The following is a 21879-nucleotide window of genomic DNA, read 5'->3' on the forward strand; positions in this document are numbered from 1 at the left end:
GCCCGCAAGGACCCTGCCCGGCCCCGGGGGCCCGGCCCCCCGCGCCCGCGGGGTCAGCAGCCGGCCCGCGCCACGGCAGGCGGCCGCCGCGCCCTCAGTTCGTCGCTTCAGGGCCGGGCTGCTCGGCCCGCTTCACCCGCTCGCCCCACGGCGCCCCGCGCCGCCGCCGGGCACTCCCGCCGCCGAACCGGTCCGGATCGGCGGCGTCGAGCGCCTCGGGCCCGGGGCCCTGCGCCGCCGCTGCCCCGCCCGCCGCTGTCGCGTCCCCCGGCGCGCCTCCGTCCCCCTCGACCGGTGCCCAGTGCCGCAGCGCGCCGGACTCGACGTCGATGTCGGCGCTGAGGGCCGACAGGTCGTCGCTCGCGAACCGGTGCGCGCGGTCCCTGACCGCCCAGCGCAGCGAGTCCGCCGCGTGCGTGATCTGCTCCGTGCGCTCCCGCAGTTCCGCCATGCGGCTGCCGACCCTGGCGCGGTCCGGGTCGCGCTCCGCCTGCCGCAGGTGCTCCTCCAGATCGCGGCCGTGGGCGCTGAGCCGCTCGAACAGCCGCACCGACTCCTCCAGCGAGGCGTCCACCGCCACGCCCCCGTACAGCGCCTCCTGGGTGGCCCGCATGGAGGTGCGCAGCCGCAGCCGCAGCTGGGCCAGCTCGCCCTGCGCGCCGGGCTGCCCGAGGCTCTTGGCACGCAGCGCGGTGTCCTCGACGGAGCGCCTGGCCTGCGCGATGGTGCGGTCCACGCCGCGCTTGGCCGCGCCGACCGCCTTCACCGTGGCGTACGCGCCGAACGCGACGGCGGCGACGAAGAGGAGCAGCACGATCAGCAGCACGGCTTCCACGGTCGGCCTCCGAACGGTCGCGGGTCTCAGCGGTCCCTTCCACGGTAAACGCGGCGGGGCGGCCGCGGGTTCCCTCCGAACCCCCAACCGCCCCGCAGGGGAAGCCCCGGGCACCGGGCCCGAGCCCGGCGCCCCGGGGCCCGCGGCCCCGGCGCCTCGCGGCTACGCCGGCACGATGTTGACGAGCTTCGGCGCCCGGACGATCACCTTCCTGATGCCCCCTCCGCCGAGCGCGGCGACCACGCCGGGCGAGGCGAGCGCCAGCGCCTCCAGGTCCGCGTCGGAGACCGAGGGCGAGACCTCGATCCTGGCCTTCACCTTGCCCTTGACCTGCACCACGCACGTCACCGTCTCGTCCACGACATACGCCGGGTCCGCCACCGGGAAGTCCTGGTGGACGACCGTGTCCTCGTGGCCGAGCCGGTGCCACAACTCCTCGGCGATGTGCGGCGCGAACGGCGCGACCAGCAGCACCAGGCGCTCGGCGACCGGCCTCGCGAGGGGGCCCTGGGCCTTGGTGAGGTGGTTGTTCAGCTCGGTGATCTTGGCGACGGCCGTGTTGAAGCGCAGGTCCTCCAGGTCCTGGGTGACCCCGTCGATGGCCTTGTGCAGGGCGCGCAGGGTGTCCTCGTCGGGCTCGGCCTCGACGACGGTGACCTCGCCCGTCGCCTCGTCGACCACATTGCGCCACAGCCGCTGGAGCAGCCGGTACTGGCCGACGACGGCGCGCGTGTCCCAGGGCCTCGACACGTCGAGCGGCCCCATCGCCATCTCGTACAGGCGCAGTGTGTCGGTGCCGTACTCGGCGCTGATCTCGTCGGGCGTCACCGCGTTCTTCAGCGACTTGCCCATCTTGCCGAGCAGCCTGCCGACCTGCTCGCCCTGGTGGTAGTACGCGCCGTCGCGCTCCTCCACCTCGGCCGCGGGCACCGCGATGCCGCGCTGGTCGCGGTAGACGAACGCCTGGATCATGCCCTGGTTGTAGAGCTTGTGGAACGGCTCGGACGCCGAGACGTGCCCCAGGTCGTGCAGCACCTTGATCCACATGCGCGAGTACAGCAGGTGCAGCACGGCGTGCTCCGCCCCGCCCACGTACAGGTCGACACCGCCCTGCGGCGCGCCCTCGCGCGGCCCCATCCAGTACCGCTCGATGTCGGGCGCGACGGCCTGCTCGGTGTTGTGCGGGTCCAGGTAGCGCAGCATGTACCAGCAGGAACCCGCCCAGTTGGGCATGGTGTTGGTCTCGCGGCGGTAGCGCCTGACGCCCCGTCCGTCGCCGAGGTCGAGGTCGACGTGGACCCACTCCGCGTTGCGGGACAGCGGGGTCTCAGGCTCGGTGTCCGCGTCGTCGGCGTCGAAGGTGCGCGGCGAGTAGTCGTCCACCTCGGGGAGTTCGAGGGGCAGCATCGACTCGGGCAGCGCGTGGGCGGTGCCCTCCTCGTCGTAGACGATCGGGAAGGGCTCGCCCCAGTACCGCTGGCGGCTGAACAGCCAGTCCCGCAGGCGGTAGTTGACAGTGCCCTCGCCGATGCCGCGGGCGCTCAGCCAGTCGGTGATGCGGGCCTTGGCCTCGGTGACGCCCAGGCCGTCCAGGGTGATGCCGTCGCCCGCCGAGTTGACGAGGACCGCGTCGTACGAGGCGAAGGCGTCGTCCCACCCGGCCGGGTCGAGGCCGCGGCCGTCGGTGGGCCGCACCACGCAGCGCATGGGCAGTTCGAAGGCGCGGGCGAAGGCGAAGTCGCGGCTGTCGTGCGCGGGCACGGCCATGATCGCGCCGGTGCCGTACCCCATCAGGACGTAGTCGGCGATGAAGACGGGCACCCGCTCGCCGCTGACCGGGTTGACCGCGTACGCGCCGGTGAAGACGCCGGTCTTGTCCTTGGCCTCGGCCTGCCGCTCGACGTCGGACTTGGCCGCCGCCTGCTTGCGGTAGGCGTCGACGGCGTCGGCGGGGGTGGCGTGGCCGCCCGTCCACACGTCGTGCGTGCCCGCGGGCCAGGCGTCGGGGACGATCTTCTCGACCAGCTCGTGCTCGGGCGCGAGCACCATGTAGGTGGCGCCGAACAGGGTGTCCTGCCGGGTGGTGAAGACGGTGATGGCGTCGCCGCCGTCCCCGACGGGGAAGTCGACGCGTGCGCCCTCGCTGCGGCCGATCCAGTTGCGCTGCTGGAGCTTGATGGCCTCCGGCCAGTCCAGCGTCTCCAGGTCGTCGACCAGGCGGTCCGCGTACGCGGTGATCCGCATGTTCCACTGGCGCAGCTTCTTCTTGAAGACCGGGTAGTTGCCGCGCTCGGAGCGGCCCTCCGCCGTGACCTCCTCGTTGGCCAGGACGGTGCCGAGCCCCGGGCACCAGTTGACCGGCGCGTCCGAGGCGTACGCGAGCCGGTGGCCGCCCAGCACGTCGGCGCGCTCGGCGCTGCTCAGTTCCGCCCAGGGCCGCCCGTCGGGGGTGGCGCGCCTGCCGGTCTCGAACTGCTCGACCAGCGTTTCGATGGGACGCGCCCTGTTCTCCTCGGGGTCGTACCAGGAGTTGAAGATCTGTACGAAGATCCACTGGGTCCAGCGGTAGAACTCCGGGTCGATCGTGGCGACCGAGCGGCGCTTGTCGTGGCCGAGCCCCAGCCTGCGCAGCTGCCGCTTCATGTTCTCCATGGCGGCCTCGGTGGAGACCCTGGGATGGGTGCCGGTGGCCACGGCGTGCTGCTCGGCGGGCAGGCCGAAGGCGTCGAAGCCCAGGGTGTGCAGGACGTTGTGGCCCGTCATGCGCTGGTGCCGTGCGTAGACGTCGGTGGCGATGAAGCCCAGTGGGTGGCCGACGTGCAGGCCCACACCCGAGGGGTACGGGAACATGTCCATGACGAACTTCTCGGGCAGCGCGACCACCGCGGGGTCACCGGCGAGGTCACCGCTCGGGTTGGGCGCCTCGTACGTGCCCTCGGCGTCCCAGAAGTCCTGCCAGCGCGCCTCGATCTCGGCGGCCATGGCAGCCGTGTAGCGGTGGGGCGCGGAGTTCTCCGCACCGGCGGCAACCGGGTTCGTCTCGCTCATGTCCTCAGAAGCTCCATCGGTCGTCTCTGCACGCGGGAATGAAAAAACCCCTCACACAGGAGGGGACGCCGCGCCGGCTCCGACCGGATCTCTCATCCGTCGGCACTGATCAGCGCGGCTCGCTAAGCAGAAGGCGTACGGCACGCATGGGGACAGGTTACCGCAGGCCGCTCGGGCACCGCACCGCACATGCGCGAGGGCCCGTCCCCCCGGCGAGCGGGAGGGCGGGCCCTCGCGGAATCCCTGTGACGCGTGTCACGCGGAACACTGTGGAGCTAAGGAGAATTGAACTCCTGACCTCCTGCATGCCATGCAGGCGCTCTACCAACTGAGCTATAGCCCCGTGCGATGCGCCAACAGTAGCGGCGACCAGCGGGGATCACCAAATCCATTCCCCGGGAGCACCGGCTCCCCTGCGCGCCCGAACCCCGCGAAGAAGCTCAGGCCCCAGCGAAGGAGCTCACGCCCGCGCGAAGGAGTAGAAGCGCTTCAGCGTGCAGTGCTCGTCGAGCAGCCGACCGTAGATCGGCTCGCCCTCCAGCTCGCGGTACGTCTCGATCGGGTCGCCTTTTATGATCAGCGCCCGCGCGCACTCCTCGCACCAGTACTGGAAGTCCGCGTTGAGGGGGTCCATGTCCCTGACAATGGGCGTACCGCTGCCGCACCAGTCGCAGGTACGCCTGTGTGCGCCCATCTCTAGCTCCAGCTGTGGCCGCAGGCCGTGCACACGTAGGAAACTCCACCGTTGTCGCCGAGCACTTGTGCCACATGGGACGAGCCGCACGCAGGGCAGCTGAGGCAGTCGACCAGGTCCGCCGCGCCACCGCCCGCATCGCCTGCGATGCTGCTGGCGGACATCGTGCTCCTCCCGTCCCTGACCGTCCGTCCCCTCCGGCCGTCCCGATTCTGCCATGGCGGGGGCTGGGGGGTCAGCCGTAAAGGCGGGCCCTTGGGCCGCTCGCGGCCGGGTCGTTACCAAGCGGCTGCGGGAGCGGCAGCGGCCCGGCACGCAAGCCGCCCCCGGTCCTGTGCGGACCGGGGGCGGCTGTCCGGGTCTTCCCGGAAAGGCTGTGGAGCTAAGGAGAATTGAACTCCTGACCTCCTGCATGCCATGCAGGCGCTCTACCAACTGAGCTATAGCCCCGCGTGTTCTCGGCGCTTGTGCTCCGCGCTGCGAACAAGAAGAACTTTAGCCTGCGCGCCGCCGGAAAGTGAAATCAGTCGTCGTCGCCGAGCGCGAGCTCAGGCAGGCTGCCCGCGTTGTGCTCCATCAGCCGCCAGCCGCGGATGCCCTCGGCGAGGACCGACCAGAAGCAGTTGGCGAGGCCGCCAAGGCCCTCCCAGTGGCGCGGTTCGAGCCCGAGCAGCCGGCCGATGGTGGTGCGGATCGCCCCGCCGTGGCTGACGACCACCAGCGTCCCGCCGTCCGGCAGCGCGTCCGCGTGCCGCAGCACCACGGGCGCCGCCCGGTCGGCGACCTCGGTCTCCAGCTCGCCGCCACCCCTGCGCACCGGCTCGCCGCGCTTCCAGGCGAGGTACTCGTCGCCGTGGCGCTCGCCGATCTCGGTGTGCGTCAGGCCCTGCCAGTCGCCCGCGTACGTCTCCCGCAGGCCCGGGTCGTGCACCACGTCGAGGCCGGTCAGGGCGGCCAGCTCGGCGGCGGTCGCCGCGGCCCTGCGCAGGTCGGACGAGACGATGGCATCGGGTTCGAGCCCCGCGAGGCGCCGGGCGGCCCGCCTGGCCTGCCGGACGCCCGTGCCGGTCAGCTCGATGTCCGTGGTGCCCTGGAAGCGGCCCTCGACGTTCCACGCCGTCTGGCCGTGGCGCCAGAGGACGATCCGCCGCTCGCGCGGCGCGGGGGCCCCGGCCACCGCGCCCGCACCGGCGGTCAGCTCGCGTCCCCTTCCGCGGCGGCGCCCTCGGCGTGCTCCTGGCCCCTGCCCTTGGTGAGCACGGCGTCCTCGGGCAGCGGCAGCTCGGGGCAGTCCTTCCACAGCCGCTCCAGGGCGTAGAAGACCCGCTCCTCGTTGTGCTGGACGTGGACGACGATGTCCACGTAGTCGAGGAGGATCCAGCGGGCGTCGCGGTCGCCCTCGCGGCGGACCGGCTTGGCGCCCAGCTCCTTCTGGAGCCGCTCCTCGATCTCGTCCACGATCGACTTGACCTGCCGGTCGTTGGGCGCCGAGGCGAGCACGAAGGCGTCGGTGATCGACAGGACGTCGCTCACGTCGTAGGCGATGATGTCGTGCGCCAGGCGGTCGGCGGCCGCCTGGGCGGCGGTCTGGACAAGCTGGATGGCGCGGTCCGTAGCGGTCACGAGCAAGCTTTCGTCGGCAGTGATGGAGAGGTCCAGGATCTCACGGCCGCCCGCCGTGCCGCGCCCGCGTCGCGGGCCCGCCTCCCCAGAGGGCAGGGGGCGCGGGCCGCGACGCGCCGGTCAGCCGGTGCCCTCGCCCTTCGGCGGGGTGAAGTCGGCGCCGAGCACGACCGCGATGTCCGCGCTGCCCGCGGAGCCCTTCCGCACGGCGGAGCCGGGCAGGCCGAGGGTCTTGGCCACCTCGGTGGCCTGCGCCTTGTCCTGGGCGTCCGCGTAGGCCACCGAGGAGGACGGCGCCGCGGCGCCTGTGCCGTTGTCGATCACGGTGTACCCCGCGTTGACCAGCGCGACCCTGGCCGCCTCGGTCGCGGACGAGCCGCCCGTCGCGTTCTTCACACCGATGCGGGGCACGCCGTCCGCGTCCGGGGCGCTGACCGAGCCGCCGAGGTACTGCTCGACCTCGCTCTCGCCCTGCTGTCCGAGCGTGCCGTCGGCGCCCACGGGCAGGACGACCGTCTTGTAGCGGTCGTCCTTGGCGTGGTCGGCGAGCTTGGCGAGCGCGGCGCCGAGGTCCTTGTCGGTCAGCGAGGGGTCGAGGATCTGCGCGAGGGTCTGCACGGTGAGCGTGGCGGCCTTCGGGTCGCTGGACATCTTCCGCAGGGTCGCCTGGAGCACCTGCCCGAACCGGGCGAGCTGCTTGTCCTCGCCCTCCCCCGGGGCGCGGTACGTGGCGTAGGCGACGGCCATCTTGCCGCTGAGGGTCTGGTCGCCGCCCCGGTGCACGACGGGTGCGTCGCCCTTCTTCGCGCCCGGCACGTCGGTGTCGGTGTCCACGTCGACGGTGCCGACGAGGTCGACGAGGTTCTCCAGGTACGGGGTGTCGAGCCGCCAGGTCCCCGCGACCTTGGTGCCGAGCAGGTTGCCGAGGGACTCGCGGGTGCCGTCCGAGCCGTCCTCGTCGACCGACTTGGCGAGCGTGGTGACGGTGCCGTCGTCGTTGGTGACGGTCAGCGAGTTCGGCAGCAGCACGGTGCTGCCCTCGCCGGTGGTCTCGTTGTTGACGAGCAGGGCGGTGGAGGTCGACTTGTCGGCCGTGTCGTGCAGGTGGACGACGATGACGTCGCGCTTCTGCGCGCCGACCGGCACCCCCGACGCCTGCTTCTTCGCCGGGGCGCCGACGCCGGGCAGCTTCCCCGCGTACCAGAGGTAGCCCGCGCCGCCGACGACGGCGAGGGCGAGCACGACGACGAGGGCGACCAGCCGGTTCTTGCCGCGCCGCCTGGCCTCCTCGCGGCGCTCGGTGCGGCTCTCGGTGAACTTGAGCCAGTCGATGACGTCCTGCGAGTTCTCGTCGGGCTCCTCGATGAACGCGAACTGCTCGGTGTGGTAGCTCTCTTCGGGCGCGGGCCGCTGTCCGGGCACGCTCGGCTGCCGCTGCTGCGCCGACGCGTCGGCCGGCGCCTGCTGCCGGGGGATGTCCCACTGCTGCGTGGTGTCGACGGCCGCCGGCTGCTGCCCGGTGTCCTGGCCGTACCCCTGGGCCCCCTGCCCGTACGGGTCGTAGCCGCCCGGTGCGGGCCGCTGGGGCGCGGGCTGCCGCTGCCCGTAGGGGTCGTAGCCGTAGCCCTGGCCGTCGTCCTGGACGGGCGGCAGCTGCCCCGTGTCGTACGCGCCGGGGCCCTGTTGCCCGCCCCCGTACGGGACGGCGTCCTGCTGCCCGGTGTCGTACCCGCCGTCCGCGCCCGGCCCCTGCGGGTACCTGCCGTACTGCCCCTGCTGGTCGTGCCGGCCGTACTGGCTCTGCCGGCCGTGCTGGTCGTACCGGCCCGGCTGCTGCCGGGTGTCCGCGTCGTACGGGCCGGTGCCGTAGCCGCCCCCCTGGCCCTGCTCCGGTGTCTGCGCGCCGGGCTGCTGCTCGTACACCGGCCGGCCGTACTCGTCGTAGCCGACGATCCGCGGCCCGCCGCGGTACGGGTCGTAGGGCCCTTGACCGTACGGCTGCTGCTGGTCGTTCACCGGTGCCCCTCTTCGTGGGTGACGTGCCTCGGGCGCTGCGGCGCCCTGTCGCTCACGCGCGGTACAGCTGGCGCTTGTCGATGTACCGCACGACGCCGTCCGGTACGAGGTACCAGACGGGGTTGCCCTTGGCCACGCGTTCCCTGCAGTCCGTGGACGAGATCGCCAGGGCGGGCACCTCCACCAGGGAGACGCCTCCCTTGGGCAGCCCGTCGTCGGTCAGATCATGCCCCGGCCGGGTGACCCCGATGAAATGCGCGAGGGAGAACAGTTCCTCGGCGTTGCGCCAGGTGAGGATCTGGGACAGCGCGTCGGCGCCCGTGATGAAGAAGAGGTCGGCGTCGGTGTGGACCGCCCGCAGGTCCCGGAGCGTGTCGATGGTGTACGTCGGCCCGCCGCGGTCGATGTCGCTGCGGCTGACCGAGAACTGCGGGTTGGACGCCGTGGCGATGACGGTCATCAGATAGCGGTCCTCCGCGGGAGAGACCGCCTTCTGACTCTTCTGCCACGGCTCGCCCGTCGGGACGAACACCACCTCGTCGAGGTGGAAGAGTGCCGCCACCTCGCTCGCCGCCACCAGGTGGCCGTGGTGGATCGGATCGAACGTCCCGCCCATCACGCCCAGTCGGCGCCTGCCCGACCCGGCGGGCCCTCGCTGCTCTCCCATGCGCGTAGAGCCTACTGGCACGTGGGTTCGACCCCGCTCAGCGGTCGCGGTTGAAGCGCGTGGTGATCCACAGCAGCAGGAGCAGGCCGAACAGCGCGCCGCCGCCGGTCAGGTACGGGCTGAGGCTCTCGTGGTTGCCGCCCTCCGCGAGGGTGGCGAGGCTTGCGGCGGTACCGGAGGCAATCATCTTCAACAGGACCTATCGATCGGGAATCGGATCGGTGACTTCGGGCACATCGTATGCGGGCCCGTCGGACGCGCTCATGCCGACTCAGTCGTTGTCGCCCTTGTCCCCGTAGCCGCGCAGCAGGAACCAGGCGAGGAAGACGGCGCCGACCACCGCGACGACCAGCAGGATGCGCAGGACGGGGCCTGCGCCCGGCTGGCCGGACGCGGCTGCCGTGACGGCGAGTGCGGTGGCTGCGTGCATGACGGGTGCGCTCCTCGGTCTCTCACCACCGGCCGCAGGGAAGGTGCCCCGGCGGGCGGTTCCTGCCCCCTCGGCCCACGGTAGCGCCCGTGTTCCCTGCGGGCTGCGGCAGGGGCACGGGCCGGGGCGCGGCGCCCGGACGGGCTTTTTGACGCCACGGTCGACGCCACGGCCTACGGCGCGGCCGTGGCGAGCACCCCGCACAGCGCGCCCGCGAGGTGTCCGGTGGCGAACGGGTCCACGCCCCGGGGGCCGCCGGCCGGCGGTCTCGCGCCCGCGAGCAGCGGCGCGAAGGCCTTGCCCGCGCCCGTACCGCACGCCTCGGGGCCCGCGCCCACCTCGCTCTCGACCAGCTGCACCTGGCCCCTGGCCAGGTGTTCGCGGTCGAAGCGGAAGCGCAGTTCCCGCCGCACGGTGAAGAGTGACGCCGCGTCGGCGGCCGCGGGCCCCGCGGGCCGCAGCGCGTAGACGAAGGTGTGGTCCGATGTCACTTCCAGGGCCTGGTCCGCGGTCTCCTGGAAGGCGAGCGAGCCCCGCACCCGCACGTCGCCCGTCGCCTGCCGCACCCGCGCGGCGTCGAAGGAGACGAGCCAGCCTGCCGGGTCGTGCAGCCCGTCGGCCGTCGGCGCCGCGAAGGACCGGTCGAACTGCGCGGTCTGGTTCGGGGCGAGCAGCCGCCTGACGGCGCCGCGGTCGCGGCCCGCGAGGACGTCGCGGTCGAGCGAGGACGCCACGAGGTACGCCTTCACCAGGTTGAGCGCGGCGCCGACCTGGCCGCGGGAGAAGTCGTCCGTGCGCGCGGGCGCGGGGAGCCGGATGCCGACCCCGCCGCTGCCGAAGCGTGCCGCGGGGCTGTGCGCGAGCAGGGCGGCGGGCGTGCCGCCCTCGACGGTCCTCGCGGGGACGAGCGGCACCACCGTCATGCGCAGCGGCAGGGCGGGCGCCGAGGCGCCCGGGGCCCGGTACGGCTGGCGGAAGCCCAGGTAGACGGCGGTGCCGAAGGCCAGCGCGATCAGCACGAAGAGGGCGAGGAGCTGCCGGGGGCCGTTGCGGAAGGCGCCCGGCACCGGGCCGGGGTGCCGGGGGCGCGCCCGTACGGCGTGCTCGCGGTCGGTCATGCGCTCGTGCGCGGAGAGCTCCTGGAGGCGGGCAGCACGTACGAACGATTCGTCGAACACGACCGATCGGTACTCGTCGTCGCCCTGCGGCCCCTCGGGTGTCCCCTCGGGCGTGCCGTCAGGCGGGTCTCCGCGCCCTGCCATGTCTTCAGAGTAGGCCGTGGCCGACCGGGGCGGACGGCGCGCTACCGGTCAACTTGCGACAGAACCGGCCATAAAAGATCACGGAGCGGACGGGTCGCGTCACGGCGTCCTCGGCACGGCCGACACCGGCGGCGGCGTCGCGTCCTGCCGCCCGTCGCGCCGCGCGTCCGGCCGGTCCTCCGCCGTGCGGTCACCGCGCGGCGCGTCTATCCCCGTCGACGCGGGCTGCGGCACCTGGTCCTCGCGTCCGCCGCCGCCCGCGCCCCGGTAGACCGCGGAGAAGGCGAGCGCCACCATGCCGATGCCCATCAGCAGCGCGAGCAGCCAGGCCACCGGCCGGTGCCAGCGCGCCCGGCCCCGGTAGGGCCGCAGGGCCCCGCCGTGCCGGCCGTACGGGTACGGGTCGTACGCGCCGTCGCCCGCGTAGTCGTCGTCATCGTCTTCGTATCCGGCGCGGTCGTCGGCGCCGGCGTACGGGTGCCTGCCGCGGTACAGCTCGTCCCAGAGCTCGTGCTCCTCCTCGGGGACCTGCCTGCGGCCGCGCGCGCGGGCCGCGTCGGCCTCGGCGCGCGCCTGGGCGGCGGCGAGCAGCCGCTCGACGGCGGTGGGTTCGTGGAAGGCGGCCGACCGTACGAAGTCCTCGTCGAACACCACGGTCGCGAACTCCTCGTCCGCTCCGCGGTCGTCGTCGGGCTCCCGGCCGTCCTTGAACGGCCTGCCCCCCACGTCGTCCGGCACCACTCCAGGGTAGACCTGCGGGGTCGCTTTGGGCAGGGAGAGCCGGCGTTCTTCCCGCCGCCCTGCGCTATGAGCCGCACCACTCGCCCGCCCGGACAGTCACCGTGTGTGACCGTCGCCGGTGACGATGTACTTGGTCGACGTCAGCTCGGGCAGCCCCATCGGGCCCCGGGCGTGCAGCTTCTGCGTGGAGATGCCGACCTCGGCGCCGAAGCCGAACTCGCCGCCGTCGGTGAAACGGGTCGACGCGTTCACCGCGACCGTCGTCGAATCCACCAACTGGGTGAACCTGCGGGCGGCCGCCTGCGAGGTGGTGACGATGGCCTCCGTGTGGCCCGAGGACCAGAGCCTGATGTGCGCCACCGCCGCGTCGAGCGAGTCGACCACGGCCGCCGCGATGTCGTACGAGAGGTACTCGGTCTCCCAGTCCTCGGCCGTGGCGGGGACGACCTTCGCCGCGCTCCCCTCCCCGTACGGCAGGACGCGCTCGTCGGCGTGGACCGTGACGCCCGCGTCCGCGAGCGCGTCCAGGGCGCGGGGCAGGAAGTCCGCGGCGACGTCCTGGTGCACCAGCAGCGTCTCCGCCGCGTTGCACACGCTCGGCCGCGACGCCTTGGCGTTGACGAGGATGGACACCGCCATGTCCAGGTCCGTCTCGGCGTCCACGTAGACATGGCAGTTGCCGGTGCCGGTCTCGATGACCGGCACCGTGGACTGCTCGACGACCGTGCGGATCAGGGCAGCGCCGCCGCGCGGGATCAGCACGTCCACCAGGCCGCGGGCCCGCATCAGCTCGCGCGCAGAGTCCCGGTCCTCGCCCGGGACCCGCTGGACGGCGTCGGCGGGCAGCCCGGCGCCGCCGACCGCGTCCCGCACCACCCGCACCAGCGCCTCGTTGGACGCCGAGGCCGACGACGAGCCGCGCAGCAGCGCGGCGTTGCCCGACTTCAGGCAGAGCGCCGCGGCGTCGACGGTGACGTTGGGGCGCGCCTCGTAGATGATGCCGACGACGCCGAGCGGCACCCTGACCTGCCGCAGGTCGATGCCGTTCGGCAGGGTCGAGCCGCGCACCACCTCGCCGACCGGGTCGGGCAGCGCGGCCACGTCCCGCACGCCGGCCGCCATGGCGCGCACCCGCTCCGGGGTGAGGGTGAGCCGGTCGACGACGGCGGCCTCGGTGCCGGCCTGCCCGGCCCGCTCGACGTCCTCGGCGTTGGCCGTGACGATCTCGTGCGTGCGCACCTCGAGCGCGTCGGCGATCGCGAGCAGCGCGTCGTCCTTGGCGGCGCGCGGCAGCGGCGCGAGGTCCGCCGCGGCCGCCTTCGACCGGTAGGCGGCCCGGGCGACCGGGGAGAGGTTGTCGTACGGCGAGAGCGAGGTCATGCCCCGCAGGGTAGTGGGCGGCGGGCGGCCGCCCTGCCGGTATCCCGCACTCCGAGACGCCCGCTCCCGGACACCGGGGCGCGGCCGCGGCGGCCCGTCAGAACGGGTGGACGCCGACGCGCGCGGCGGGTGGCGGCCCGTACCCCTCGGCGATGCGCTGGTGGTAGGTCTCCCGGTCGATCACTTCGAGTCCGACGATCTCCCAGGGCGGCAGCTTCGCGCTCGATCGGTGCTCGCCCCACAGCCGCAGCGCCACAGCGGCCGCGTCGTGCAGGTCCCTGGCCTCTTCCCAGTACCTGATCTCCGCGTGGTCGACCGCGTACCTGCTGGTGAGCAGGAACGGGTGGTCGTGCGCGAGCTGTTCGAGCGCCCTGCGGACGTCGGCGAGGGGTGCCTCGCCGCCGGAGACGCTCAGCGTGACGTGCCAGAGACGGGAGGCGGGGCGGCCGCCGCCCGCCGCCTCCGCCGCGCAGGACGGCCGCTCCCCCGCGCCGGGCGTGTCGTCGGTGCGGCCGTCGAAGTCCTCGCCCGCGTCGACGCTCGTGAGGACCGAGTCCGCGCCCGCCGACCGCCGGGCGTGCGTGCCCGGTCCCGTCCCGCGGATCGCCCTGCCTGGACGCACTCGTCCCACCGGCGGCCTCCTGTTGATCCGTTGTGCTGCTCTGCCCCGTCCTTGTCCCCACGACAAAGTTGACCAGTCCTGGGCCGGTCTTGGGGGCGTTTTGGCGAACCTCTGCGCCACCGGACGCGGATCGGCACATTTCTCAGCCCATTGGGGGGCGGGGTCAGCGCTGGAGCACCACCAGATCGTCCTTGTGTACGACTTCCCGCTCATAGGCGGGGCCGAGTTCCCTCGCCAGCTCCCGCGTGGAGCGGCCGAGCAGCTGCGGAAGCTCCTTGGCGTCGAAGTTGACCAGGCCCCTGGCGACGGCGCGGCCCGCGGTGTCCCGCAGCTCCACCGGGTCGCCCGCCCCGAACTCGCCCTCCACCGCGGCGATCCCCGCCGCGAGCAGCGAGGTGTGCCGCTCCACCACCGCGCGCACCGCGCCGTCGTCGAGGGTGAGCGCGCCGCGTGGCGCCGAGGCGTGCGCGAGCCACAGCAGCCGGCCGCGCGACCTGCGGCCCGTGGGCCTGAAGTAGGTGCCGGTGTCCCGCCCTGCGAGCGCGTCGGCCGCGCGGCTCGCCGAGGTGAGCACGACCGGGATGCCCGCGCCGGTCGCGATGCGCGCCGCCTCGACCTTGGTGACCATGCCGCCGGTGCCGACTCCCGCGCGGCCCGCGCTGCCGATGGTGATCCCCGCGAGGTCCCCGGGGCCCGCGACCTCGCCGACGCGCGCGGTGCCGGGGGTCGCCGGGTCGCCGTCGTAGAGCCCGTCCACGTCGGAGAGGAGCACCAGCAGGTCGGCGCGGACCAGGTGGGCGACGAGCGCGGCGAGCCGGTCGTTGTCGCCGAAGCGGATCTCGTCGGTGGCGACGGTGTCGTTCTCGTTGACGACGGGCAGCGCGCCCATCCGCAGCAGCTGCTCCAGCGTGCGGTACGCGTTGCGGTAGTGGCTGCGCCTGCTGGTGTCGTACGAGGTCATCAGGACCTGCCCGACGCGCACGCCGTAGCGGGCGAAGGAGGCGGTGTAGCGGGCGATCAGCAGGCCCTGGCCGACGCTCGCCGCGGCCTGCTGGCGCGCCAGGTCGCGCGGGCGCCGCTCCAGGCCGAGCGGGGCGAGCCCGGCGGCGATGGCGCCGCTGGAGACGAGGACGACCTCGCGCTCGCTGTCCCTGGCCGCGGCGAGGACGTCGACCAGGGCGTCGACCCGGTCGGCGTCGAGGCCGCCCGCAGCGGTGGTCAGGGAGGACGAGCCGACCTTGACGACGATCCTGCGGGCCGCCGCCACGGCGTCCTGCCGTGCGGCGCCCGCCGCCGTGCCGGCCGCCGCCCCAGCCGCCCCCGCTGCCTCTGCTCCCGCCGCTGCCACGTGCTGTGCCCCTGCTCTCGCCGTCCGCCGCCTCGCGCCGGTCAGCGTACGCGGCGTCCGCGGGCCCGCGGACGCCCTTTCACCTGCTGGACAGGGGCCGCGCCCGTCACTCGCCCGCGGTGCGCAGGCTCGCGCGGAACGCCGCGGCCTCCTCGTACGACGGCAGCAGCCCGCGGCGCTCCGCCTCGGCGAGGGAGGGCGCCTCGGCGTCCTTCGCCGACAGCAGCGGCTCGATCCCCTCGGGCCACTCGATGGCGAGGTCGGGGTCGAACGGGTCGATGCCGTGCTCGCGCTCCGGCGCGTACCCGGCCGAGCACAGGTAGACGACCACCGCGTCGTCGCTGAGCGCGAAGAAGGCGTGCCCCAGGCCCTCGGAGAGGTAGACGGCGTGGTGGGTGGCGTCGTCCAGGCGCACGGCCTCCCAGCTGCGGTAGGTGGGCGATCCCGTCCTGATGTCGATGACGAAGTCGATCACGGCGCCGCGTACGCACTTCACGTACTTGGCCTGGCTCGGCGGCACGTCCGCGTAGTGGATGCCGCGCAGGGTGCCGCGCCGTGAGACCGAGCAGTTGGCCTGCGCGAGCTCCAGGCCGTGCCCGTCGGCCTCGCGCAGGTCGTCGGCGCGGAACCACTCGTGGAAGGAGCCGCGGTCGTCGGGGAAGACCTTCGGCTCGTGGATCCAGGCACCTTCGATGGACAGGGGTCGCATGGCTCTGCTCTCTCGCTCGCTGCTTCGCTGGGGTACGGGTGCGCGCGTCACGCCTTGGCGAACGCGCGCCGTACTCTCCTCATGATCCGCCGTGCCAGCGAGGCGCGGCCACCGGTCCGCCGCGCCCGGGGCGCGGGGACGGAGACGGGCTCGACCACGGCCCGGCCGTCCGCGTGCACCTTCACGCCCACCGGCAGCGGCGTCCAGCGGGGCCCTGCGCGCCGCGCCGAGGGCACGCCGAGCTCCATCGTCCAAGCGGCGCCCGCGAGTTCGGCGCCCGGCAGCGCGGCGGTGAGGACCGCGCCGCCGTCGCCGGGGGCGAGCACGGCGGGGACCTCGCGGCGCTCCGCGCCCTTGCGCACGGGCACGAAGCGCAGCGCGGCCGCCTCCTCGCCCGCGACGTGCAGCGGCACGGGCAGGGCGAGCGCGCCGTCGGCGAGGGTGGCGTCCTGCGGGGTGAGCGGCGCCAGGTCCTTGGTGATCCAGCTGGTCGCGCAGTCGACGTCGAGGGAGAGGTTGCCGTGGCCCTCGGTCCAGTACGGCATGACGAGGCGGCGCGGGTCGCCGCTCAGGGCGGCCCTGCGCGCCTTGTCGACGGTCTCGTCGCGCAGGGAGCCGAGGCGCGTGGCCTTGGACCAGCCGCAGGCGTTGATCCGCACGTACACGTCCCAGATGCCGGGCCCGAGGGGGCCACCGCCGGCCGCCGTGCCCGGGTCGACGGTGCCGAGGCCGCGCAGCACCATGCGGAAACCGCCGTCCGCCTCCGCTGCCTCGTCCGCGCCGTCGCGCACCACAGGGACGCGGTCGACCGTGAAGTCGATGGGCTGGTAGAACTCCGCGGCGCTGGAACGCTCGCGCACGACGAGGCCGACGCGCGCCTTGTCGACGGTGGCGCGTGTGCCGGCGCCCGCCGCGCGCAGGGCGTCGGCGGTCTCCGTGCCGAAGGGCAGGTCGAGCTGCGGCTCGCCGCCCTCCGTGCGGAACGCGAGCGGTGCGCCGTCGAGCTGGAACTCCGCGGTCAGGCCGACCGCGAGCCGGCCGCGCTCGTCCCACTCCAGGCTCTCCAGGCGCCCGGTGGGCTTGATCGTGGCCTCCCAGCGCGCGTACTCCTCCAGGTCCTCGAAGCGACCCGTGGTGATCAGCGCGGCGACGACCTGCTGGGTGGGCTGGAGGCCTGCGGCGACGCCGGGTCCCATGCGCTCGGTGACCACGGCGCGGATCTCGTCGTACAGCTCCCTGCGGTAGTCCTCGGGCAGGTTGAGGAACCGCCTGGCGCGCAGCCGCTCGACCATCTCGTTGCGCAGCCAGCGGCGGTAGAGCTTGTCGCGCAGCCTGCCGGGCTCGGTGTTGCGCTCGACGACGTCGAGGGCCTCGCGCAGGTTCGTGAAATAGCCGACCGGGTCGAAGCGCTGGAAGCCCGCATTGGAGGCGTCGTCCCGCTTGACGTGGTAGTAGCACACGTAATCGCTGAGGACGGAGACGTTCGACGCGAGCAGAAATGCCTCCGCGACGAAGACGTGGTCCTCCAGCCTTCGCCTGCCTTCCTTGAAGCGAATGTGGTGCTTTTCGAGGAAGTCTTTGCGGAACATTTTGTGCGGCGTGAGGCTGTCGATCAGCGGGGCGTTGTCGACGGTGGCCTTCGGGCGGTTCGTCCGGAACAGTTCGAGCGGCACGGGCCTGCCCTTGCCCGCCATCTTGCCGACGACCACGTCGGCGCCGTTGGCGACGCCGTAGTCGTACATCCGCTCAAGGGCCTCGTCGCCGAGCCAGTCGTCGTTGTCGACGTACATCACGAACTCACCGCGGGCTCGGGCCGTTCCGACGTTGCGCGGGCGGCCCGACCAGCCGGAGGGCTCCTCGTGCACGACGTGCATGTGCGGATGCTCGGCGGCCAGCCGGTCGAGCCGCTCCCCCGTGCCGTCGGTCGAGCCGTCGTCGACGAAGACCGCCTCGTACTCGTCGTCGGGCAGGCTCTGGCGCAGCAGCGAGGCAATGCAGTCCTCGATGTAGGGCCCGGGGTTGTACACCGGAATGATCACACTGACCTTGACGGACATGCACCAAGCCCCAACTCGTCGCTAAAGGCCCCGCCGTACGGGGCATCCGCGCCAAGGATATAGGCATCGTTGATGCGATTAATCCGCGGTCTATGCGTATGGGGCAACAGAATGATGTCTTCCGTTTTTCGGTCGCGTTTCCCCCGGTCTCCCGCAGCCCCCTGCGGCCTCCCGCGCTCATCTGTGTTCCCGCGTGTTCCCGCGTGTTCCCCGTGTGACCTGTGCCGCCCCGGCCCGCGCGCGCCGGCGGCGGGGAGGGCGGGCCGCCGGGCCCTCCCCGCAGCCGGCCGCCGTGCGGTCAGCTGCCGACCGCCTCGATCCGCCGGCGGATCGGCGCGAAGGCAGCCCGGGACTTGCGCAGGTCGCGGGCGCGCGCCAGGTCGTGCCAGAAGCCGGCGCGCAGGAGCGCCTCGGGCGAGACCGCGGTCTTGCGGGTGAGCACCTCGTCGGGGACGTCCTGCGGGTCCTCGACCGCGTACTCCGCGAGGATCGCGTCGTAGTTGTGGCGCAGGACCGTGCTCGAAGGGTCGAGGCCGAAGACCGCCACGACGCCGGTCGGCGCCGTGTCGACCTCCACCACCGCGAGGTCGGGGCGGAACCGCCGCAGGACCTGCGCGACCTTGTACACGTCGCCGGTCCACGCGTCGGTGTGCCGGTCACGCGCCGCCTCGTCCACGTTGCGCGGCAGCATGTCGTCGAGGACGACGACGCTCGACCACTGCGCGTGCTTCTCGACGTTCATGAAGTCGCGCAGCGCGAACTCGAAGATGTGCATGCCGTCGATGAACGCCAGCTCCAGCTTCGGGTCGCCGCCGAACAGGGCGAGCGGGTCGCGCCGCGCCAGCGCCCTGAACGGGTTGCGGCCGTACCGCAGGTGGAGCAGCGGGTCCTTGCGCGCGAAGAAGTCGTCGCTGGTCTGCCTGACCAGGTGGACGTCGCAGGCGATCTCCGTGACGACCTTGAACGCCGGGTCGACGGCGATGGACGGGACGCGGGAGAGGGTCAGGCTGCGGCCGTCGTTGACGCCGATCTCGAAGTAGTTCCGGGGTTTGTACACGCGGTGCAGCTGGCGGAGGAAGCCGTGGCGGTCCACTGTGGTGCCCTTCACTGGGAAACACGAAGATTTGCCTTGATTCCGAGTGAAGTTAGTGCCTTCTCGGACGGCTCGTAAACTCCCGCGCCCGGCTAGGGACGGGGGTGTGTCGCGACGCGTTCGGCGGCGAGGACCGCGGGGAAGGCATCGGCGAGCGCGTCCTTCCAGTTCCGCAGGGGTGCGAGGCCGGCCGCGTGCCACCGGTCGTGGCCGAGGACGCTGTACGCGGGCCGCGGCGCGGGCCGCACGAATGCCTCACTCGTCGTGGGCCGCACCCGCCCGGGGTCCGCGCCGAGCAGCCGGAAGATCTCCCGGGTGAGCCCGTACCAGGTCGTCTCGCCGCCGCCGGTGCCGTGGTAGACGCCGGCCGGCGCGGTGCCCGCGAGGGCGCCCCTGCCGAGGCCGACGAGGAGCCCTGCAAGGTCGGCGCTCCACGTCGGCTGGCCGCGCTGGTCGTCCACCACGTCGAGGGTGTCCTTGACGCCTTCGAGGCGGATCATGGTCCGCACGAAGTTGCCGCCGCCCGCCCCGTACAGCCAGGCGGTGCGCACCACGTAGCCGGTGTCGGGCAGCGCGGCGAGGACGGCGCTCTCGCCGACCGCCTTGGTCCTGCCGTACGCGGAGCGCGGCGCCAGGGGCGCGTCCTCGGCGTACGGCGCCTGCGCGTCGCCGGCGAAGACGTAGTCCGTGGAGAGGTGCAGCAGCACGGCGCCGGAGGCGCGGCACGCCTCCGCGAGGATCCTTGGCCCCTCGCCGTTGACGGCGAGCGCCTGGTCCTCCTCGGCCTCCGCGTCGTCCACGGCCGTCCAGGCCGCGCAGTTGACGACCACGGAGGGGCCGTGCGCGGCCAGCGCGCCGCGTACGGCGCCCGCGTCGGTGATGTCCAGGTCGGCGCGGCCGAGGCCGGTCGCCTTCTCCCCGCAGGCGGCGAGTGCCGCGAGCAGGTCCTGCCCCAGCATGCCGCCCGCACCGGTGACCAGCCAGCCGCCGTCCATGTCGCTCCCGTCCGCTCACGGTGCCGGGCCCGCCGCCCGGCACCTCTCGTCACATCCGCTTGCCTGCGCGTCCGCGTGTCTGCGTGTACGCGTGTCCGCCCGCCCGTGCGGGGGCGCCCGTCAGAGCGCGGCGCGCTCCTTCAGCGGCTCCCACCAGGCGCGGTGGTCGCGGTACCACAGGACCGTCTCCGCGAGGCCCGTCGCGAAGTCCTTGCGGGGCTCGTAGCCGAGCTCGTCGCGGATCTTCGCGCAGTCCACCGAGTAGCGCCGGTCGTGGCCCTTGCGGTCGGTGACGTACTCGACGCTGGTGTCCCAGTCGGCGCCGCAGGCCTCGAGCAGCAGGCCCGTGAGCTCCTTGTTGGACAGCTCGGTGCCGCCGCCGATGTTGTAGACCTCGCCCGCGCGGCCGCGGGTGCGCACCAGCTCGATGCCCTGCACGTGGTCGTCGATGTGCAGCCAGTCGCGGACGTTGCCGCCGTCGCCGTACAGCGGCACCTTCTTGCCGTCGAGCAGGTTGGTGATGAACAGCGGGATGACCTTCTCGGGGAAGTGGTGGTGCCCGTAGTTGTTGGAGCAGCGGGTCACCCGCACGTCGAGGCCGTGGGTGCGGTGGTACGAGAGCGCGATCAGGTCGCTGGACGCCTTGGCCGCCGAATAGGGCGAGTTGGGCGCGAGCGGGTCGGTCTCGGGCCAGGAGCCCTCGTCGATCGAGCCGTACACCTCGTCGGTGGAGATGTGCACGAAGGTGCCGATGCCCGCCCGGTGCGCGGCGTCGATCAGCGTGTGCGTGCCGACGACGTTCGTACGGACGAACTCGGCGCCCCCGTCGATGGAGCGGTCGACGTGCGACTCGGCGGCGAAGTGCACCACCTGGTCGTGCTCGGCCATCAGCTTGGCGACCAGCTCGGGGTCGCAGATGTCGCCCTGCACGAAGCCGAAGCCGGGGTGGTCGCGCACCTCGTCGAGGTTGGCCGGGTTGCCGGCGTAGGTGAGCTTGTCGAGGACCGTGACAAAGACGTCGCCCGGGCCTGCGGGGCCGAGGACCGTGCGGACGTAGTGCGAGCCGATGAAGCCGGCGCCGCCGGTCACCAGGATGCGGGTGGTCATGAGGAGATCTGCACCTTGCTGTGGTCGCCGAGGACGAGACGGTGGACGGACGGGTTGCGGGGCGCCGGCGTCACCTCGACGTCGCGCCCGATGAGGGAGGTCTCCACGCGGCGCACACCGCAGATGGAGGAGTTGCGCAGGACGATCGAGTACTCGATCTCGCTGTCCTCGATCCGGCAGCCTTCACTCACAGAGGTGAACGGGCCGACGTACGCGTCCTTGACGACGGTGTCCCTGCCGATCACCGCGGGCCCGACGATGCGGCTGCCGGTGATCACCGCGCCCCGCTCGATCCGTACCCGGCCGACGATCTCCGTGGCGTCGTCGGCCGTGCCCTCGCAGACCGGCTCGACGCTCTCCAGGACCAGCCGGTTGACCTCCAGCATGTCGGTGACGTTGCCGGTGTCCTTCCAGTAGCCGGAGATCGTGGTGGAGCGCACGTCGCGGCCCTGGTCGATCAGCCACTGGAGGGCGTGGGTGATCTCCAGCTCGCCGCGCCAGGACGGCTCGATGGAGCGGACCGCCTCGTGGACGGCCGGGGTGAAGAGGTAGACGCCGACGAGCGCGAGGTCGCTCTTGGGCTCCTTCGGCTTCTCCTCCAGGTTCACCACGGCGCCGGACGCGTCGAGCTCGGCGACGCCGAAAGCGGTCGGGTTCGGCACCTTCGTCAGCAGGATCTGCGCGGCGGGGCGCTCCGTGCGGAACTCCTCGACCAGGCCGGTGATGCCGCCGACGATGAAGTTGTCGCCGAGGTACATGACGAAGTCGTCGTCGGCGAGGAAGTCCCGCGCGATCAGCACCGCGTGGGCGAGCCCGAGCGGCGCCTCCTGCTGGAGGTAGGTGACCCGGATGCCGAACTGCGAGCCGTCGCCGACCGCCTCGCGGATCTCCTCGGCCGTGTCGCCCACGATGACGCCGACCTCGGTGATGCCGGCCTCCGCGATGGCTTCGAGCCCGTAGAACAGCACGGGCTTGTTCGCCACCGGGACCAGCTGCTTGGCCGAGGTGTGCGTGATGGGCCGCAGACGCGTGCCCGCGCCTCCGGAAAGTACGAGAGCCTTCACTGTGCGTATCCCCTGCCGACACGTCGATGCGGTACGGGCTCAACCCGACGTTGTGACTCTACCCACGCACGCGGTGCGCGCGCGGGGCTTGTGGCCCCGCGGCGACCGCCGCGGTCAAGACCGTTCATGTGAAGGTAAGAGTCCGTACGGGCCCCGATGGTTGCGCGCTCGGGCCAAGACGGTACGTG

The 21879-nt window shown here is 73.0% G+C and carries 21 protein-coding genes and 2 tRNA genes; all 23 read right to left on the minus strand.

Features of this window, described 5'->3' with window-relative positions; translation table 11 throughout:
• Window positions 1-94 precede the first annotated feature (94 nt).
• The gene (locus AB0910_RS05455) at window positions 95-835 is read right to left on the minus strand and encodes a hypothetical protein (protein ID WP_366743198.1); all 741 of its coding nucleotides are present in this window, start codon (window positions 833-835) and stop codon (window positions 95-97) included.
• A gap of 162 nt (window positions 836-997) precedes the next feature.
• Window positions 998-3883, minus strand: a complete 2886-nt coding sequence (gene leuS / locus AB0910_RS05460) for a leucine--tRNA ligase (RefSeq protein WP_366743199.1) — start codon at window positions 3881-3883, stop codon at window positions 998-1000.
• A gap of 270 nt (window positions 3884-4153) precedes the next feature.
• A tRNA-Ala gene (locus tag AB0910_RS05465) sits at window positions 4154-4226 on the minus strand.
• Window positions 4227-4343: 117 nt separating this feature from the next.
• Window positions 4344-4517 carry a hypothetical protein gene (locus AB0910_RS05470; RefSeq protein ID WP_366743200.1) on the minus strand — a complete coding sequence of 58 codons (174 nt, stop codon included), beginning with the start codon at window positions 4515-4517 and terminating at the stop codon, window positions 4344-4346.
• A gap of 62 nt (window positions 4518-4579) precedes the next feature.
• Window positions 4580-4741, minus strand: a complete 162-nt coding sequence (locus tag AB0910_RS05475; protein ID WP_366743201.1) for a hypothetical protein — start codon at window positions 4739-4741, stop codon at window positions 4580-4582.
• A gap of 213 nt (window positions 4742-4954) precedes the next feature.
• Window positions 4955-5027 (minus strand) — tRNA-Ala (locus tag AB0910_RS05480).
• A gap of 73 nt (window positions 5028-5100) precedes the next feature.
• Window positions 5101-5775 carry a histidine phosphatase family protein gene (locus tag AB0910_RS05485; protein WP_366743270.1) on the minus strand — a complete coding sequence of 225 codons (675 nt, stop codon included), beginning with the start codon at window positions 5773-5775 and terminating at the stop codon, window positions 5101-5103.
• The gene (gene rsfS, locus AB0910_RS05490) at window positions 5772-6200 is read right to left on the minus strand and encodes a ribosome silencing factor (RefSeq protein WP_366743202.1); all 429 of its coding nucleotides are present in this window, start codon (window positions 6198-6200) and stop codon (window positions 5772-5774) included. Before rsfS ends, AB0910_RS05485 begins: the two co-directional genes overlap by 4 nt.
• A gap of 120 nt (window positions 6201-6320) precedes the next feature.
• On the minus strand, window positions 6321-8216 hold the full coding sequence (locus AB0910_RS05495) for a LytR C-terminal domain-containing protein (protein WP_366743203.1): 1896 nt from the start codon (window positions 8214-8216) through the stop codon (window positions 6321-6323).
• Window positions 8217-8268: 52 nt separating this feature from the next.
• A complete protein-coding gene (nadD, locus tag AB0910_RS05500) occupies window positions 8269-8883 on the minus strand; it encodes a nicotinate-nucleotide adenylyltransferase (RefSeq protein ID WP_366743204.1) in 615 nt (204 codons plus the stop codon).
• 37 nt (window positions 8884-8920) lie between these two features.
• Window positions 8921-9070, minus strand: coding sequence for a hypothetical protein (locus AB0910_RS05505; protein ID WP_345653439.1), 150 nt, complete (start codon window positions 9068-9070; stop codon window positions 8921-8923).
• Window positions 9071-9154: 84 nt separating this feature from the next.
• Entirely contained in the window at window positions 9155-9313 is a 159-nt protein-coding gene (locus AB0910_RS05510) for a hypothetical protein (protein ID WP_366743205.1), read from the minus strand.
• Between the two features lie 173 nt (window positions 9314-9486).
• A complete protein-coding gene (locus AB0910_RS05515) occupies window positions 9487-10575 on the minus strand; it encodes a hypothetical protein (protein ID WP_366743206.1) in 1089 nt (362 codons plus the stop codon).
• A gap of 99 nt (window positions 10576-10674) precedes the next feature.
• The gene (locus tag AB0910_RS05520) at window positions 10675-11313 is read right to left on the minus strand and encodes a hypothetical protein (RefSeq protein WP_366743207.1); all 639 of its coding nucleotides are present in this window, start codon (window positions 11311-11313) and stop codon (window positions 10675-10677) included.
• A gap of 99 nt (window positions 11314-11412) precedes the next feature.
• A complete protein-coding gene (locus tag AB0910_RS05525; RefSeq protein ID WP_366743208.1) occupies window positions 11413-12696 on the minus strand; it encodes a glutamate-5-semialdehyde dehydrogenase in 1284 nt (427 codons plus the stop codon).
• Window positions 12697-12793: 97 nt separating this feature from the next.
• The gene (locus AB0910_RS05530) at window positions 12794-13327 is read right to left on the minus strand and encodes a hypothetical protein (RefSeq protein WP_366743209.1); all 534 of its coding nucleotides are present in this window, start codon (window positions 13325-13327) and stop codon (window positions 12794-12796) included.
• A gap of 154 nt (window positions 13328-13481) precedes the next feature.
• The gene (gene proB / locus AB0910_RS05535) at window positions 13482-14585 is read right to left on the minus strand and encodes a glutamate 5-kinase (RefSeq protein ID WP_366743271.1); all 1104 of its coding nucleotides are present in this window, start codon (window positions 14583-14585) and stop codon (window positions 13482-13484) included.
• A gap of 187 nt (window positions 14586-14772) precedes the next feature.
• Window positions 14773-15375: a dTDP-4-dehydrorhamnose 3,5-epimerase gene (gene rfbC / locus AB0910_RS05540; protein ID WP_366743210.1), complete on the minus strand. Its 603-nt coding sequence runs from the start codon at window positions 15373-15375 to the stop codon at window positions 14773-14775.
• A gap of 47 nt (window positions 15376-15422) precedes the next feature.
• Entirely contained in the window at window positions 15423-17432 is a 2010-nt protein-coding gene (locus AB0910_RS05545; protein WP_366743211.1) for a glycosyltransferase, read from the minus strand.
• 298 nt (window positions 17433-17730) lie between these two features.
• Window positions 17731-18525 (minus strand): class I SAM-dependent methyltransferase, encoded by a 795-nt coding sequence (locus tag AB0910_RS05550; protein ID WP_366743272.1) that lies wholly within the window; start codon window positions 18523-18525, stop codon window positions 17731-17733.
• Between the two features lie 92 nt (window positions 18526-18617).
• Window positions 18618-19520: a dTDP-4-dehydrorhamnose reductase gene (gene rfbD, locus AB0910_RS05555; protein ID WP_366743212.1), complete on the minus strand. Its 903-nt coding sequence runs from the start codon at window positions 19518-19520 to the stop codon at window positions 18618-18620.
• A 120-nt stretch (window positions 19521-19640) separates the two neighbouring features.
• Complete coding sequence (gene rfbB / locus AB0910_RS05560) at window positions 19641-20627, minus strand: dTDP-glucose 4,6-dehydratase (protein ID WP_366743213.1); 987 nt, start codon at window positions 20625-20627, stop codon at window positions 19641-19643.
• Complete coding sequence (locus tag AB0910_RS05565; protein WP_366743214.1) at window positions 20624-21691, minus strand: glucose-1-phosphate thymidylyltransferase; 1068 nt, start codon at window positions 21689-21691, stop codon at window positions 20624-20626. The genes rfbB and AB0910_RS05565 overlap by 4 nt, the downstream gene beginning before the upstream one ends.
• Between the last annotated feature and the right edge of the window lie 188 nt (window positions 21692-21879).

Source organism: Streptomyces sp. NPDC047002 (genome assembly GCF_040704505.1).
GTDB lineage: Bacteria > Actinomycetota > Actinomycetes > Streptomycetales > Streptomycetaceae > Streptomyces.